Origin of the sequence: Paenibacillus sp. UMB7766-LJ446 (assembly GCF_030226665.1) — a bacterium.
Lineage (GTDB): Bacteria > Bacillota > Bacilli > Paenibacillales > Paenibacillaceae > Paenibacillus > Paenibacillus vandeheii.
Genome location: NZ_JASOYM010000006.1, coordinates 249,012 through 265,252, shown reverse-complemented (window position 1 = coordinate 265,252; position 16,241 = coordinate 249,012). Strand labels below are relative to the sequence as shown.

General features: G+C 50.6%; 12 protein-coding genes and 1 pseudogene. 10 read left to right on the top strand and 3 right to left on the bottom strand.

Annotated elements, in window-relative coordinates; genetic code table 11:
• Positions 1 to 19 precede the first annotated feature (19 nt).
• Genes QP794_RS17300 through QP794_RS17270 form a run of 7 tightly spaced genes read left to right on the top strand, consistent with a single transcriptional unit; the run spans position 20 to position 9,765 of the window.
• Complete coding sequence (locus QP794_RS17300; RefSeq protein WP_285078216.1) at positions 20 to 334, top strand: hypothetical protein; 315 nt, start codon at positions 20 to 22, stop codon at positions 332 to 334.
• Entirely contained in the window at positions 291 to 1,580 is a 1,290-nt protein-coding gene (locus QP794_RS17295; protein ID WP_285078215.1) for an extracellular solute-binding protein, read from the top strand. The genes QP794_RS17300 and QP794_RS17295 overlap by 44 nt, the downstream gene beginning before the upstream one ends.
• 59 nt (positions 1,581 to 1,639) lie before the next feature.
• A complete protein-coding gene (locus tag QP794_RS17290) occupies positions 1,640 to 3,916 on the top strand; it encodes an Ig-like domain-containing protein (protein WP_285078214.1) in 2,277 nt (758 codons plus the stop codon).
• Between the two features lie 29 nt (positions 3,917 to 3,945).
• Positions 3,946 to 4,728: a glucosamine-6-phosphate deaminase gene (locus QP794_RS17285; protein ID WP_285078213.1), complete on the top strand. Its 783-nt coding sequence runs from the start codon at positions 3,946 to 3,948 to the stop codon at positions 4,726 to 4,728.
• 2 nt (positions 4,729 to 4,730) lie between these two features.
• Positions 4,731 to 5,888, top strand: a complete 1,158-nt coding sequence (locus QP794_RS17280) for an N-acetylglucosamine-6-phosphate deacetylase (RefSeq protein ID WP_285078317.1) — start codon at positions 4,731 to 4,733, stop codon at positions 5,886 to 5,888.
• A 10-nt stretch (positions 5,889 to 5,898) separates the two neighbouring features.
• Positions 5,899 to 9,381, top strand: a complete 3,483-nt coding sequence (gene nagZ, locus QP794_RS17275) for a beta-N-acetylhexosaminidase (protein ID WP_285078212.1) — start codon at positions 5,899 to 5,901, stop codon at positions 9,379 to 9,381.
• A gap of 30 nt (positions 9,382 to 9,411) precedes the next feature.
• Positions 9,412 to 9,765, top strand: a complete 354-nt coding sequence (locus QP794_RS17270) for a hypothetical protein (protein ID WP_285078211.1) — start codon at positions 9,412 to 9,414, stop codon at positions 9,763 to 9,765.
• Here QP794_RS17270 and QP794_RS17265 read toward each other — a convergent pair.
• The 3 genes and pseudogenes from QP794_RS17265 to QP794_RS17255 form a co-directional block, all read right to left on the bottom strand.
• The gene (locus QP794_RS17265; RefSeq protein ID WP_285078210.1) at positions 9,762 to 10,625 is read right to left on the bottom strand and encodes a type II CAAX endopeptidase family protein; all 864 of its coding nucleotides are present in this window, start codon (positions 10,623 to 10,625) and stop codon (positions 9,762 to 9,764) included. The genes QP794_RS17270 and QP794_RS17265 overlap by 4 nt on opposite strands.
• A gap of 297 nt (positions 10,626 to 10,922) precedes the next feature.
• Entirely contained in the window at positions 10,923 to 11,642 is a 720-nt protein-coding gene (locus tag QP794_RS17260; protein ID WP_285078209.1) for an SDR family NAD(P)-dependent oxidoreductase, read from the bottom strand.
• A gap of 45 nt (positions 11,643 to 11,687) precedes the next feature.
• Positions 11,688 to 11,953 (bottom strand): annotated as a pseudogene (locus QP794_RS17255) (winged helix-turn-helix transcriptional regulator).
• A gap of 359 nt (positions 11,954 to 12,312) precedes the next feature.
• On the opposite strand from QP794_RS17255, the gene QP794_RS17250 reads away from it, so the two are divergent.
• From QP794_RS17250 to QP794_RS17240, 3 genes are all read left to right on the top strand, one after another.
• Positions 12,313 to 12,651 carry an NAD(P)H-dependent oxidoreductase gene (locus QP794_RS17250; RefSeq protein WP_350338877.1) on the top strand — a complete coding sequence of 113 codons (339 nt, stop codon included), beginning with the start codon at positions 12,313 to 12,315 and terminating at the stop codon, positions 12,649 to 12,651.
• A 129-nt stretch (positions 12,652 to 12,780) separates the two neighbouring features.
• Positions 12,781 to 14,886: an AAA family ATPase gene (locus QP794_RS17245; protein ID WP_285078208.1), complete on the top strand. Its 2,106-nt coding sequence runs from the start codon at positions 12,781 to 12,783 to the stop codon at positions 14,884 to 14,886.
• 210 nt (positions 14,887 to 15,096) lie between these two features.
• Positions 15,097 to 16,137 carry an NAD(P)/FAD-dependent oxidoreductase gene (locus QP794_RS17240; protein ID WP_285078207.1) on the top strand — a complete coding sequence of 347 codons (1,041 nt, stop codon included), beginning with the start codon at positions 15,097 to 15,099 and terminating at the stop codon, positions 16,135 to 16,137.
• Positions 16,138 to 16,241 lie beyond the last annotated feature (104 nt).

Genomic DNA, 16,241 nt, shown 5'->3' with positions numbered 1-16,241 from the left:
CATTTAGGGAGAGAAGCTTATGGGCAAATGGAAATCGGTAATACTTCCCCTGCTGATCGCAGTAACGATGGTGGCAGGGTGCAGTGGCGGCAATGGTGCTGATCCTCAAACGAATACCAAGGGGAACAGTACCGGAATCACCGATAACTCCACTGGGGCGGAAAAGACCTTCACGGCGCTGCTGGACAATAATGCCACGTTCCCTTATTCCAAGAGTTGGCCCGTTTGGAGCTGGTTAAAAGAAAAGACTGGCGCAACGCTGGAAGTGCAGACACCTTCCGGCAAGCTGGATGAGAGCCTGGAACCTGGCGATTGCCTCCAAAACGCTGCCTGATCTGATGTATATGCCCAATCGCAAGGATTCGAACAAGTTCGGTCAGCAGGGCGCACTGGTGGATCTGAAGGAGCATATGGACAGTATGCCGAATCTGAAAGCATGGATGAAGGAATATCCTGAAGAGGCGAAGGCTGCCCTGTCCGCTGACGGCAAAATGTATATGTTCCCCAACCAGGGCTTCGGCGAGACGAATCGTATGATCTGGATGTACCGGAAAGATGTTTTTGACAAGGAAGGTATTCAGGTTCCGACAACCTATGAAGAGCTGCATGCGGCCCTGAAGACGTTGAAGGAGAAATACCCGGACAGTTACCCGCTCTCGATCCGCTACGGCCAGATCCCGGATGAGATGAATGCGAATATGACGGTGAACTACGGAACCGGTGAAGGTGCCTACTATGATTTTGATCAGAAGGAATGGCGCTATGGACCGACAGAAGATAATTACAAGGCCATGGTGGGGATGTGGAAAAGTTTTTACGATGAAGGGTTGGTTCCACCCGACTTCTTATCCCTGCAAACCAAGCAGTGGCAGGACATGGTCTCTACTGGAAAATCGTTCGTGACCATTGATTATATCAGCCGGATTGATTTTTTTAATAATGCTATGCAGCCGGAGAATCCGGAGTTCAATATGCAATTTATGGCCCCTCCGGCAGGCATTTCGGGCGGCAAACAGCTGAATCCGTATTTTCATTATATGGAAGGCGGACTGACGGTGGCTTCCACCTCCAAGAATATTGATGATGTGATGAAGTATATGGACTTTTTCTATTCCGAGGAAGGGCGTACGCTCAGCAGCTGGGGTGTAGAGGGCGAGACCTTTATAAAAGAAGGCGATACGATCAAGTTCAAGCCGGAGTATAACGATGTCATTGAGATGCGCAAACAGACAGGGCTTCAGACCAGCGGAACCTATACCTGGATTGATTTTAACGCCCATTTGTCGCTGTTCTCGGACGATCTAAAACATGCTTATGAAGAAGTGGTCAAATATGATCCACCCGCCATGCAGCCAAGACCTGCTTTTACGGAAGTAGAAAATGAGGTCATATCCATTACGGGTCAGGCAATCAAGAAGCACCGGGACGAGAGCTTTGCCAAATTTGTCACCGGCTCCCGGAGTCTGGCGGATTGGGAGAAGTATGTGGAGGAAATCAACAATCTTGGCGTAGATAAGCTTCTGAACACCTATAAGGAAGCGTATGATCGTGTTCAGAATGTACAGCTGAGCGCGAAATGAGCGAATGTACGGCACAGGAATCCTAGACCATTACAGAATGGCAAAGGGAGGCTTCGCTTATGAAAAAGCAGCATCTGCGTGTGTACTCCGGATTCAGACTGGGATTGTTTCTGTTGATCTGGTTGGTGACGATTGGAATAGCTGTTCCTGGAAAGGCAGAAGCGGCGGGTTCAATTTCACTGGACGCGCCTGCGGGCGGATATGTGTCGGATGGAGGGCTGGTGGAAATTGGGGGCAGTTATACCGATTTGTATGACATTCGGTTATTTGTGGACGGAACGGCCCAATTCGAAGTGGTACTAAATGATCCGGATGGGGATGACAGCGGTACCTGGTCTTATATGCTGGATACCTCAGGCTATAACGGTACGGTGGAACTGGTGGTCCGTGGACTGGATACGTCCACTCGTTACGGGGTGTGGGGCCAGCCAGCCATTCTTACCGTTAATAACCCGGCAGGTGCTGTTCCCGTTGTAACCATTACCGGACCATCTGAGGGTGTGGCTCTTAGCGGTCAGGTTGAAATCTCTGTCGAGACCAGTGCTCCACTTCCAATCATGCTGGTAGAGGTTCGGGTGAACCGTGGACCATGGGAAGAGGCTGTTCAGCAAGGCTCTGCGTATGTATATACCTGGGACACGGTGGGACTTGGCGATCGAACGGTCAGCTTGGAGGCTAGAGCGGCCAGTACGCCGGAGCGTTATGGTTATAGTCCAACGGTGTACGCCCAGGTTGGAATCGGGACGCATGAGACAGCCGTTCCCCTACCTGTACAGGAGCGCGCCATGTGGATCTGGGAACCGGAGAGTTACAAGCTGCTGCTGAACCCTGGATCTCGCCAGGTGCTGGAGTCATTCATCACCGATACGCAAACATTCGGTCAAACGCCAGTCCAGACACTCTATCTCGCAGTGGGCGGTTATGCGGGATACGATGCGCTGGAAGCGCAGGAAGTGGAACTGCGTTCTTTTGTGAGCTGGGCGCACAGCAAAAATTTACAGGTGCACGCGCTAATTGCAGGTGGAACTACACCGGCCTATATGGGCGCTTACGAGAAATATCACCATCATGCCGTGCAGGAAATGGAGCAGGTGATCAATTACAATCTTGCAGCAGGGAATACGGAGAAATTTGACGGGATCAATGTGGATATTGAGCCGTATATCTCTCCCGACTTTAAAGATCCAAGCCATTTCCTGCAGAAGGAATACTTGGATGGCCTGCAAAAGATGATTGGACGCCGGGATACCGCAGGCATTCGTCTTCCATTCGGCCCTGCGGTACCCAAGTGGTATGACACATCGGACCAGGCGGCAAATATTGTGTGGAAGGGCTCCAGCAAATGGCTCTCCGAGCATGTTCAGGATATCTCCGACTATATCTCCATTATGGATTACCGGGATACGGCGGATGGCTCCGCTGGCATTATTGCCGGGGCTGCTGGAGAACTGGCCTATGCGGATCATATTGGCAAGCCGCATTCCGTGGTCATTGGTGTGGAAACGCTGGATATTGCCAATAGCGGCGACCCGGAGACCATTACCTTCTGGGAGGAGGGCCGCATCCACATGGAAGCAGAGCTGGATAAGGTGTATGCAGCTTACGGGCAGAGCAGCAGCTTCGGCGGTATTGCTGTCCATCACTATGACTCCTACCGGGCACTTCCTTCTTATTGGGGACCAGGCGGTGTAGTGTGGACAGCACCGGATGACCAGGAAGCCCCTTCAGCCCTTCCAGGGGTTCCGTCTATTCAGGCCACTGATTATCAGACTGTACATCTGAATTATGGAATGGCTTCAGATAACATGGAAGTGGAGCGATACGTGATCTACCGAAGCACCGTGCAGGGTTTCACGCCTGTTGCTGCGGATATCGTCGGATTCGCCCGCGCCCTGAATTACCAGGACAAAGGACTGCTGCCGGATACGACATATTATTACCGTATTGCGGCCCGCGATCTGAGCGGAAATATCGGGCCACTCACCGATGAAGTGTCGGCAATCACCAATAGTACCCCATTGAAGCCTATAATTGTCACAGATATGAATCTGGTTTATAGCGGATCAGGAGTATCCGTCACTCTGAAGGTCAGAGATTATGATACAGGCGCGGTACTGACGGGGGCGACAGTGGAGGGGAGATTTACTTATGCGGCGGGACGTTACAGCAGCGGGACAACGGGAGTGAATGGAAGTGTGACGCTTGGCTCAGAAGCGGTGGTAACGGGCAGGCAGGTTGGTTTTGAGCCGCGCAGAATCCGTTACAACGGCTATTATTATGCAGCGGGTCATGATTCGCCGCATACAACGCTGCTGATGCTGAATGCTGGCAATTGATCAAGCAGGCTAGAAGGAGGAGGAAGCACATGAATGCGGATGAATTGGTGGAACCGCTCAAGACTCATATCGTTGACCACATGTCAGTACAGGTTTATGCTGATCGGGATCAGATGGGGGCAGCGGCTGCCGCTACGGTTGGGGCAAGATTAAGACATCTGCTTCAGGATACAGAGCGCCAGGTTCGCATGGTTTTCGCTGCGGCCCCTTCGCAAAACGAATTGTATGAGGGTCTGGTACGAGAGCAAGGCATCGATTGGTCGCGGATCTGTGCCTTTCATATGGATGAGTATATGGGTCTGGAGGATACGGCTCCACAGCGATTCGGACGATATTTAACGGATCGGCTGTTCAGTCGGGTGCAGCCTGGGCGTGTGGAGCTGTTGGATGGGCTACACGATGTGGAGCAGGAGTGTCTGAGATATGGAGACCTGTTGCGTGAAGCTCCTATTGATATCGTATGCCTAGGGATTGGAGAAAATGGGCACATCGCCTTCAATGATCCGCCAGTTGCCGATTTTGAAGATCCGAGAGTCGTCAAAGCAGTGGAGCTGGAGGAAGCCTGCCGCCGTCAGCAGGTGAACGATGGGTGCTTTACTCGACTGGAAGATGTGCCTGCAGAGGCGTTGACCATGACTGTTCCGGCGTTAATGGCTGGAAGGGAGCTGTTTGTGATTGTGCCAGGGGCTTCCAAGCGGAATGCGCTTGCAGCAGCTTTACATGATCCGATTAGCACGGCATGTCCCGCTACCATCCTGCGTACACATCCCGGAATCACGATGTTCACAGACCGGGAAGCCTATGGCCTGTGAATATGAAAATGATCGGGAAGCATTACAGAACGGGGATGCCCATTGAGGTGAAAGTCAGAGATGGACGTATCACTGTTGTTACTGAAATTGAAATATCGCCTTCCGTAGATTGCCTGCCCTGGCTTGCGCCTGGACTTGTGGATTTACAGGTGAACGGCGGATGGGGGCTGGATCTGAACACGGCCCCGCTATGTCCAGATACGGTATTGCAGCTGACCCGGAAGCTGCAAAGCCAAGGTGTAACAAGCTATTGCCCGACGTTGATTACAAACAGTTCAGTACAGCTGGTTGAGGCGGCTTCCACCATTGCAAAAGCCGTTCGTCTTAACCGGGATGCGGCCGAGGGAATTGTGGGCATTCATCTGGAAGGTCCATTCCTCTCGCCGGAGGATGGCCCACGCGGCGCCCACCCAAGGCAGCATATTGTTCCGCCTGATTGGGAGGCGCTGAGCCGTTGGCAGGATGCCGCCGATGGGTTGATTCGCATCATTACCCTTTCCCCGGAGTGGCCTGGTGCCGCTTCATTTATTTCCCAGTGCAGGGAATCCGGTATTCTGGTCTCCATTGGACATACGGCAGCAACGCCAGAGCAGATCAGGGAAGCGGTCTCCGCAGGAGCAGTGATGTCTACACATCTTGGCAACGGCGCGCATCTGATGCTTCCCCGTCATCCTAACTATTTGTGGGAACAACTGGCGGCCGATGAGCTGTATGGCTGCATGATAGCGGATGGTCACCATCTTCCACTGTCCGTGCTGGTCGTAATTCTACGGATGAAACGAAACCGTGCCATTCTGGTCAGCGATGCTGTCTCGCTGAGTGGTATGCCGCCAGGTTCCTACCACCTGCATATCGGTGGAGATGTGGTATTGACGGCGGAAGGTCGGCTGCACCTTGCTGGCCAGCCTGAGCTGTTGGCTGGCTCGGCGATGATGCTGCCGGATCAGGTGGGGTATCTTGTTGATGCGGGGCTGTCCGGGCTTCCCGATGCTTGGGATTGTGCATCGGTGCATCCTGCCCGGCTGCTTGGGCTTGAACAGGCCTCAGGACTTGCGATCGGAGCTCCTGCAGATATCGTTAGCTTCAATATGGACGATGGAAAGTTGAGTGTTTTGCAGTGCTGGAAGAATGGCCGAATCAGTGCACAGAGCCGAGAATAGGGGGAGAGCGATGCAGAGCTTAATACCACAACCGAAGCAGATTGCAGCGACCGAGGGAGGTCCCTTACGTCTGAATGGTGAGGAAAGGCTGAGCCTTTTCATGGAGCAGGATGATCCCAGATTGGAAATTCATTGCCGCCGGGCTTTTCCGGGGATGGGATATACATGCTCCAGGGTAAAAAAGGGTTATTTGCTAGTAATCGAAGGTCTTTCAGGACAGGAAACGCAGCAAGAAGTCCATGGGGTTCAAGAAGCCTATGCAATTCATGAAGTCCAAGAAGTCCAAGAAGCTCAAACAGTTCATGAAGCTCCTGAAGCTATGGGAGCACAACCGAAAGGCCTAATCATCTCTGATGTTAGTTCATTCATCGGAAAAGACGAGACAGACCCGTCCGGGCTGGATCTACATCATCCACAAGGATATAAGCTGGAGGTATCGACCGGAAGGGCTGAGGTTTACGCACTGGATGCTGCGGGTCTGTTTTACGGATTACAGACATTGGTTCAGCTGCGCGGACCGGATGGTGTCATCCCGGCGGTGTGCATAACCGACTGGCCGGATACACCTTTGCGGGCCATGAATTTCGACCTGCGTCAGACGTTCTCGAAGCCGGAACTGCTGACGGGGTATTTGGCTGAATTCGCCCGTTATAAGACGAATGCAATTTTAATTGAATACGAGGATAAATTTCCATTCAGGACCTATCCCGAGTTCACACATCCCCGGCATGCGTTAAGTCTTTCACAGCTGGAAGAATTAAAGCGGAACGCCCATGAGCATTTTATAGAGATTATTCCGCTCCAGCAGAGCTTTGGACATCTGGAATATGTATTGCGTCACGAAGGTTGGCGGCATCTTCGCGAGACAGAGCAGTCCATCGGGGAGATCTGCCCGTCGCATCCGGAAACCTTTGCGTTGATTACTACGCTGCTCGGGGAGATGATTGATGCCCATCCGGACTCACGTTATATCCACCTCGGCTGTGATGAGGTCTACAGCCTATGCGAATGCGAACGCTGCAAAATCGAGTTTGGAGGCGTGCGGGAACGCGCGTTTATCGCCTTTTTGAACCGTCTGATTGCATTTACGTCAGAACGGGGGAAACAGCCGATTTTCTGGCATGACATGCTGGATAAATGTCCGCCAGAGGAATTGGCTAAGCTGGATCAGCGAAGTATCGCCATGATCTGGATCTACAACGGGCGCAATATCGAAGCGGAGGTTAGTTCGCATGCGGATAAATTCAGGTCGTTCGGCATTGAAGTTATGGGAGCGCCGGCAGTCCGCAGCTTTGACTGGGCTGAGCATCAGAATTATCCGGTACTGCTGAACCGGACAGACAACTTGCTACAGTGGGCAGAGACGGCCGACAAGCTGAATCTTGGCTGCGTGGTTGCGACCAACTGGACTGGGCCTTTCAGCCTCGGTGTTCCGTATGGTATTTTTGAAACCACCTGGTACCCGATGCTGCTGCATGCGGATTTGGCCTGGAATCGCAAAGCGGATGCGGCTACCTTCATCGACCGTTTTCTGGAACGGTTTCATGGCATTGATCCTGTTACCGGACACAATCTTCTCGGCAATTACAGGGTGGAGGATTATTACGATGTGATCTGGAAGCTGATGGACGAAGTGCGACTGCATAAGGAAGAAGCGGAACTGATTGCGATCATGCATGATTTTGAGGTGGCAACAGATCGTTCGCGGGCCATTCACAAATATGCCTACCGCTGGGAGCTCTATCCCGGCGACGATGCGGAGTGGCGCTCGCTCCATAACAATTATACGAGAAACCGCCGCGGCCGTGATGGTGTCCTCCCTCGGATGAAGGCTGCGCTGGAGCGTTACCAGCCCTCTGATATGGCGGAGCATTTTGTGAAATCCAGGTTCTATCTGCATGATTATCTGGAGCGCACACTCTATCAAGAACTAGGTCTAAATAAAATTCCGACACCATTCGAACTAACAGCAATGAGTCTGGAAGACAAAGTAGCCATGATGTGCGTAGTAGGCACTCCATCGACTCGGGCCGAGCCGGATTTTCGTGGCAGAATGACAGAGCACCGATTCGGGGGCATCGGCATCTTTCCTCATAATATTGAGAGTGAGCAGCAGACATATGCGCTGCTTGAAGAAGTAAAGAACATAGCCCAAGATAACGGCAGCCCTTTGCCTTATTATGTTTCGGTAGATGAAGAGGGCGGCACTTTGTCCAAATTTAAGTCCTTTTTTCCCTATATCCCTGGCAACCGGGCAGTTGGGTTAAGTGAAGACCCGGAAGCCGCCCGGCTGCTCGGTAAACTCATCGGCAGTGAGCTGCACTCCCTGGGCATTCCCATGAACTGGGCACCGGTGCTGGATGTGAACACGAATATAGACAATCCGGTTGTTGGTGTTCGCTCCTTCGGAGAGGACCCGCAGTTGGTAGCTCGGTTCGGCCGAGCCTATATAGAGGGAATGCATGAAGCAGGTGTGGCGGTAACGGCAAAGCATTTTCCCGGCCACGGGCAAGTGAGCGGAGACTCGCATATTGTTTTGCCTGAATGTGAACTCACGTTTGAGCAGTTAATGGAGGGGCCGCTACTTCCCTTTGTTGAAGCCATTGAAGCCGGGGCGGATTCAATTATGATGGGGCATCTGGTGTTTCCCAACATTCCGGAATCCGGTGGACTTCCAGCCTCCCTAAGTCCTTTCTTTGCCACGGAACTGCTGCGTAAGAAGTTGGGCTTCGCGGGGGTGATCTGCACTGATGATATCGAAATGGGGGCAATTCGCAAAAATTTCAGTCCGGAAGACGTGGGTGTGCTGGCCGTTCAGGCAGGGAACGATATGATCCTGATGTGTCATACGCCAGAATTTCAGAGTCAGGTGATCGCAGGTATTCTAGCCGCTGTACGGGATGGGCGCATCAACGAGGCGCAAATCGACGAGTCGGTTCTTCGTATCCGGCAGCTTTATGCCCAATTCCAGCAGTACCAGGCGGCTGCACAGCCGATTGTAAGAGAGCAGTGGGCGGATGAGGCACTGAAACTGGCTCGTATGACTGTAAAAGTTAGCCGGGACCCGGACAGCTTGCTGCCACTCAAGGATTCGCTGAAATATTTGCTGATTCTACCGCAGCAGGAGCAGCTGACCCGAGCCGATAATAGTGGGTCTGCCGAGATTAGGCTGGCCTCCTTGTTAAAGGCGAAAGGCATGGCTGTGGAGACGCGCTACTGTGCGATGAAGCCGGATGCGGAGGAGATAGAATTCCTGGTACAGCAAGCTGCTGATGCGGATGTCGTTATCCAGGGCACCCTTAATGCTCATCTGTTCACAGGTCAGCTGGCACTGTCCGAGGGCTTGGCTGCGGTTAAACCACTGCTGAATCTGGTGCTGCGCAATCCCTATGATGACGCCGTACTGCCGCAGGCGGCCGGAAGCATATTGCTGTGCTCAACCTCCGATTATTCACTGCAGGCACTGGTGGAATATATGACAGACTCAACGTGACATGTCAGTAATGAGCTGCTCAACAGGGTAATGAAACATATATATAGCCAAAAAGCACAAAAGCACAAAAGCTCAAAAGCTCATATGTACTTGTCAACCTTTAATCTCAAAACACCCCCCGCTGATCTAGCCTGGAAATCACTGGGTCCAGGGGGGAAATCCAAAAAGCCCGCTGCTGTGCGGGCTTTTGGTCAATCTTTAGACTTTGGTTTTCTTCCCCAGGCAACCGTTTTCATCTTAGCTCTGAATTCCGTCACCCACGTCTGTTTCAAAGACGTTATTGGGCCATTGGGCTATACCCAGTGGCTAACTAGACTGAAATACAACAACATCGTCTTCTCAAAAAAGTTTTATACATTACCTATAACAATAGCATTTGTTTAAAGCTGTCTCATGACAAGTGGCTTTCTCGACATCACCCATGCTGCAATGAGCAAGGCGAGAGCCACTAATATTCCTGATTCTCCAGTCCATAGCAGAACGTTCTTGCCACTGGAAGATATATCGAAGGCATCCTGAATCACGGCATTCCAACATGCATGGAGTAGAATCGCGGGCCATATGCTGCCCGTTGTTAAGCGCAGGCGGCTGATCATATAGCTGAAAGAGGTTACTGAAATCATAAACAGGACAACCGATAAGGCTGGATATGGACCGGAATAATAAATTCCTAAAAGCATTACAGGAAGATGCCATACACCCCAAATAATTCCGCTCGTCAGCACGGGTCTAGGTACACGGGCGTTGATTAGTCGAGTGAGCATATATCCCCTCCAGCCAAGTTCTTCTCCTGAACTGCTGATCACACCTATTGCAGTACCCACAAACATCTGAAAAAGTATAGTTCCTGCAAGGATAACGCCAGATGGGCCTTGAATGAACGAATCCGGTGTGACGTACTGGACCAGTCCCGTAATCCAGGCAATTGCATAAGCAAACAAACCAATGACGACTGGAAACAGCAAAATGAAAGGTAACGATTTCAATGTCTGCTTCCCCCCAATCCGCAGGGAAATGTCTGAGATGCCTTCACGTAGGACGATACGGGCGAAGATGGAGGACAAGCCCGGTGTCCACATAAGCAGCAGGCCAAAAATCGGTGCTTTCGTGATCAGTACATAACTGAGGATGGAGAGCGGGATGAGCATGGCGAAGTATACATACAGCCCCCGCCTGGCCGATTGAATCTGAGCCTTTTCCTCGTCTGGACCTGTGTTAGGGTTGGTGCTAAGATTTGTTCTCATTGTGATAGCTCCTTTATTCAAAATATGTATATCGCTTTGCAGTATAACAGTGGGTCTATGCTAATCAGAACAAACTCCAGCCCAGTTTTTGATCAAGATTCTAGCCCAGTAGGGACAGGACTAAAGTATAGCAACGAGGTTTGAAAAATGAGGTGAACCGAGGCAATCCCTAAACAGTATAAATTCGCACAACACCTTGTTGCCAGCACAAAGAGCACGTTTCAAACGCGCTCTTTGTGTGTTTATTTTTCTCTGGCTGCCATATTTTTTTATAATCGCGCTGGCAATTCGATTCGATTATGCGTTTATATCCGTGATTGCCGGAATATTGATCTCTTTTACACAGGCTGCTTTGGACAGGCTGACGATGCATTTTACGATAGAAACCATATCCTGAAGAGGGATGCGTGTACCATTATATTCGGAAAGAGCGCGGTCGATGCCATCTTTATACGGAACTTCCGCTGCAAGCTCCCCCGGGTTAATACACGTAACCGCGATCCTGTCGTGTCTTGTATGTTCTCTCAAGGCCTCCGTAACCCCTCGAATGGCAAATTTGGAGGCTACAAAAGAAACTTGGCTACTGTTTGCATTGCTTAGACCTGCAGTCGAGCCGATCAGAATTATTTTGCCAGCTGTGGATTGTCTGAGATGGGGCAATAATGCCTGAATGCAAACAATAGCGGATGTTATATTCACATGAATCAGATTACTGATGTCGGCAGGGGTGTCCTTATCGAACGTATAGTGGTCCTCAAACCCCTCTTTTTCCCAAATGCCTACATTGTAAATGAGAACATCCAGTGCCTCGTTCTGGAGTTTATCGACTACAAGTGTGGCTGCATTGAGATCAGACAGATCTGCCTGTATCCATATTCGTTCTACACCATCGTTAAGCTTCAAATTATCAGGTTCGGTTCGAGACACTACCCATACTTTATCGCCTTGATCGGGCACCCCTCTCACAAATGCATCTCCTAATCCTTTGCTAGCACCAAATACGAGATAGGTTTTCAATTAAATTGCTCCTTCTTTTTAAAGTGTCAGTCTATGGGTACCCGCTCAAAAAGCAGGCTCTTTATTTTCCACCAGTATAATTTCTTCTCCTTGTTGTTGCCTTAATGCTATATTTTCCCGCCCCCATGTACACATTACATCCATAATCTTATTGGCGGTAACTCCATACTCTGTAAGGCTGTATTCGACTTTAGGGGGCATCTGTTGGTACACATGTCTTCTGACAAGGCCATCCCTCTCAAGCTCGCGTAATTGCATTTGCCGCCAATAATTTCGAGTGTCGCTTCGATTCCCAGGTTATATTGCTTCATGACATATCACCTCGTTCATGTTACTCCTTGTTGATACGGTATAACTATTCATTTTCTCACAATATGGCAGATGAAGTCCATACACACTTTGAAGTAACCATCTTACTTTCGGGTGTGTGTTTTCTTTTTTGGGGGGCTTATATGATAATGGCCGTATTCGCAAAAGAAGTCTGTAGTTGAACCGAGAAAGGAATGTTAATCATGAAAACACTTGTCATTTTGGCACATCCGAATATTGAAGTTTCAAAAGTGAATCAACGCTGGAAAGAGGAGTTGCTGCACACTCAAGCGATATTACAATTCATGAGATTTATAAAGCCTATCCTGACTGGAACATTGATGTTTCCAGAGAACAGAAGTTGCTGGAGGCATTTGATCATATTATTCGTATGGATCATCAGGAAACAAGCTGCAAGGGAAAAAGCTGGGCTTGGCCATGTCCATTTGGTGATAAGCAGGAAAATTACACGCGGGATGGTTCAGTGTCCTTTACTGTAGAGGAGGTAGTCACACCATTCAAAGCCAGCATCAATCATGTTGGCGCCATAGCGTTACCGTATTTTGCAGTGTTTGGTGCCTCATTTCAAGCTACTGATGAAGAAATTAACCAAAGTGCACAAGAGTATATCCGTTATATCCATAAGTATCAGAGTGAATTAATTGAAGCGTTCATTGCAACCCCCGATGATTGCATGTAAGATTCCAGTCTGGCACGAAGGTTAGTAACCTCTGAAAGTCTCTTTGTGTATAAAATAGTATAGTATACTAGAGAAAACGTGTGGTCTCATTTTAGTCTCAACTCTAAGAGAAAGAGGTATAAACGCAGCATGTACCCGCTATCGGTTAACCAAAATGATTATGCAGCGCGAATCATCGGATTCGCTCGGGAAAAGCAGGATTTCGCCAGCTGGTTAAACTTGTCGGAGGCCGATTCACGGATCTTTTCCGTCTCCGGAATCGGAGGTATTGGGAAAACGACGCTTCTGACCGAGCTTGCCCATATGGCAAGAATGGCTGATGTGCGGACCATCTGGATGGATGGAAGAATTTCCATGCAGACGACAGGGGCGTTTTTGACGCATCTGGAAATGAGCCTGGAGGTGGAATACGGCCGATTGCGCAGTGTAGACGTGCCCCAGCTTGCACATGTCCTAGAGGAATTGACGGGACAGCGAACGGTGCTCCTGATTGATAACTGTGAGCATCTGGAACGGATCGAAAGCTGGCTTCTGTCCAGCTTCCTTCCAAGACTGGTTGGAGCACAGTGTCTGTTCGTGTTTGCTTCACGGATCGGTCTGCCCGTGACGTGGCAGGCAAATCCGATATGGGGACAACGAATCGATAGTTTCCCGTTAGAGTTGTTCTCCCGCAAAGAGGTGTTTGATTACGTGCAGGCAAGCGGATTGCCTGTTTCCGTGCAACGGGAGCTTGAGTACCGGACAAGCGGTCATCCGCTGCTGCTTGCACTGACCGTCGACATGCTTCGGCGGCAAGACGGGGAACCGCGGTTGTCACAGCTTCCGGGCATACTAAGCGCGGAGTTTTTGAAGGAAGCGGCTTTGCCCTGGATGGTAGAGGCTTTGCAGGTGATGTCCATTCTCCCCTCCGCTGATCAAACGATCCTCAATCAGTTGTTAGAAAAACCGCTTACAGCCTCGGAGTATATGGACCTCGGCAGACTATCCTGCGTTCGAAGAGAATCGGACGGCTTGAGTCTCCATCAGTTGGTCTCCTGTATGCTGCGCGAGGATTATGAAAAGCGCGACCCGGGACAGTATCAATCCATGCGCTCCAGGGTATTGGAACTGCTGGCGGAGAGATATCCAGCAGCAACTAAGCTGGGACAGATGCAGATCGCAGCGCATGTGCTGGAGCTGTACCGGGAACAACTGCCTGCTGTTCATGCCTATGCTGATTTTTCTGGCATACGTCAGCAGCATTATGAGCAACAAGCATCCTTGAATCCGAACGAACTGCCCCTGCTGCACCGCTATCTGGAGGCCTCGCTGGCCAGAGCCGATTGGCAGTCGGAACTGGTGGAGAGCGGGCAGCATCATGCACTGCTGGACGATATTGCACGCGTTGCTCCCGAAGGGCTTCGCTTAATTCGCAACGGTGACGGCAAGCCGCTGGCGTTCTGCGCGGGTTTGTGGCTGAGTGAACGCACATGGCCGTTGATCGAACGTTATGCGCCTGCTTTGGCTGAACTCATGCCCAAACTAGCTGATGATAACGGGTATGATGCGAGACGTGATGGAGATACAGTATGTGTATTGCTGGCTGCGGTGGATGTGGAGCAGCCGTATTATCGCCCGGAGGAGCTGGGGGCCATGCTGTTCCAGAACTGGCTCATTGATACGGCAAACGGCCTACGTGCGATCATCCCCGCGGCAGACCCGCAACTCGGCACACTCCTCTCGCAGTTGGGCTTTGACAGAGGGGGCAGTATTCCGGATGAGCGCGTGCCATCTAGACGCAGCGGGGGAGAGAAGGTAACGTTGTGGGAGCTGGATTTTCGCCAAATCACGTTCGAGATATGGGTCAAACGATTGCTGCAACAAAGCTTGCACGATAGCGGACGAGTGGAGGGGGCGCTGCGTGCCGTTCCCTGGAGTGAAATGAAGCAAATGGTCCAGCATATGTATGATGACTCGTTTTTGGAAGCCCTACCCTCTCTGAAAGCGGCCGGTTGTGAGCCAACGTCGGCAAGGGAACTAATTCTGTGCCTGCTTACAGAAGTGACACCGCGGTATCCGCTCACGGAGTTCGAGCAGCGCATTCTGAGGGATGGCTACCTTCAGCGGAATTTCCGCAAATCGCAGTTGGCTGAAGCCTTACATATGAGCCGTGCGACCTTCTACCGCCATGTACGGCAGGCATTCCAGCATCTGGGTTATGCCTTCACGGAGGGTTGGACGGAATCGAAAGGATAGGGATTTTGCAACGAAGCGATGTAATATTGGACTGGTTCCAATGCTTGATTCCGACTCAGCAGGAGCTTCCCCTCGGGGGAAGCTCCTGCCCTGTATGAATTCCCTTTGGGAGGAAATGGCCCACTGATTCTGGCGGAGTTGCAGCCAACATCGTTATGACGTCTGAGTATCATATCGCCTATGTTACATGGTGAAAAGGAGGAGTCATTATTGAATAAACAAAAAATTGTGATTATTGGCGCTGGGATTGTCGGGGCGTCCATGGCCTATCATCTGGCCAAACGAAACCAGGATGTAACCCTTATTGAACGACACCCCACCGCGGCGTGTGAAGTCACGGATAAATCTTTTGCCTGGATACATACTTCTCATAGAGTGGCTCCCGAATACTGGCATTTGTACGATGCAGCTTTGGAAGAATATCATGCGCTTCAGCAGGAGATACCCGAATTGAAAATTCATTGGCATGGAGCGCTGACTTGGGACACTCCGCCCCTAAGGGAGCAACTACACTTTCAAAAATTAAATCGGGAGCAGCTTGAAGCATTGGAGCCAAATCTGAAGGAATATCCGGATGAAGCGATGTATGTTAGCGAAGAAGGTGCAGTAGACCCTATAGTGTTAACGGAGCTGTTGTTGAACAAAGCACAGGAGTACGGAGCAAAGGTTCAGTTCGGTACCAACGTTACACAACTGCAGCAAGAAGATTCCCGCCTGGTTGGCGTCCATACGTCCAAAGGTTTTCTGGAGTCGGATGTCGTGGTATTGGCCGCAGGTACAGGTGTCTCCGAACTTTTCAACCCGTTAGGTTGTTCCGTGCCGGTAACGTCGTCGCCCTCCATTCTGATTCGGATGAAAACGACGAATAAACTGATCCATACATTGATCTCGAATGCGCAATTTGAAGCGCGTCAACTGACAGATTATACGCTGCTGGCTGCGGAAGATTATATCGACGAGTCGGAGGAAAACGGACCAGAGGCTGTTGGTAAGCGAGCATTCGACACGTTGCGTCGCAGTCTGAAGGACGGGAATCAACTGGAACTGGAAAGCATAAAGGTCGGTCTGAGACCTATGCCTGAAGACGGCTATCCAATCGTAGGCTTCCAAGATCACATAAAGGGACTTTATCTGACAGTGATGCATTCTGCAATTACGCTGGCTCCGCTTATTGCACGTTTGGCTGCAAGTGAAATTATTGATCGGGAATCAAGAAGTGAATTAAAACCTTGTCGAATCTCCCGATTTTAGGACCATACGAAAAATAAAAGAGTACATCGCGAAATGATCGATGTACTCCGACTTACCTACTGGACCGGCTCATCCACCGGGAGGTAACTATTTTTTATACTAAA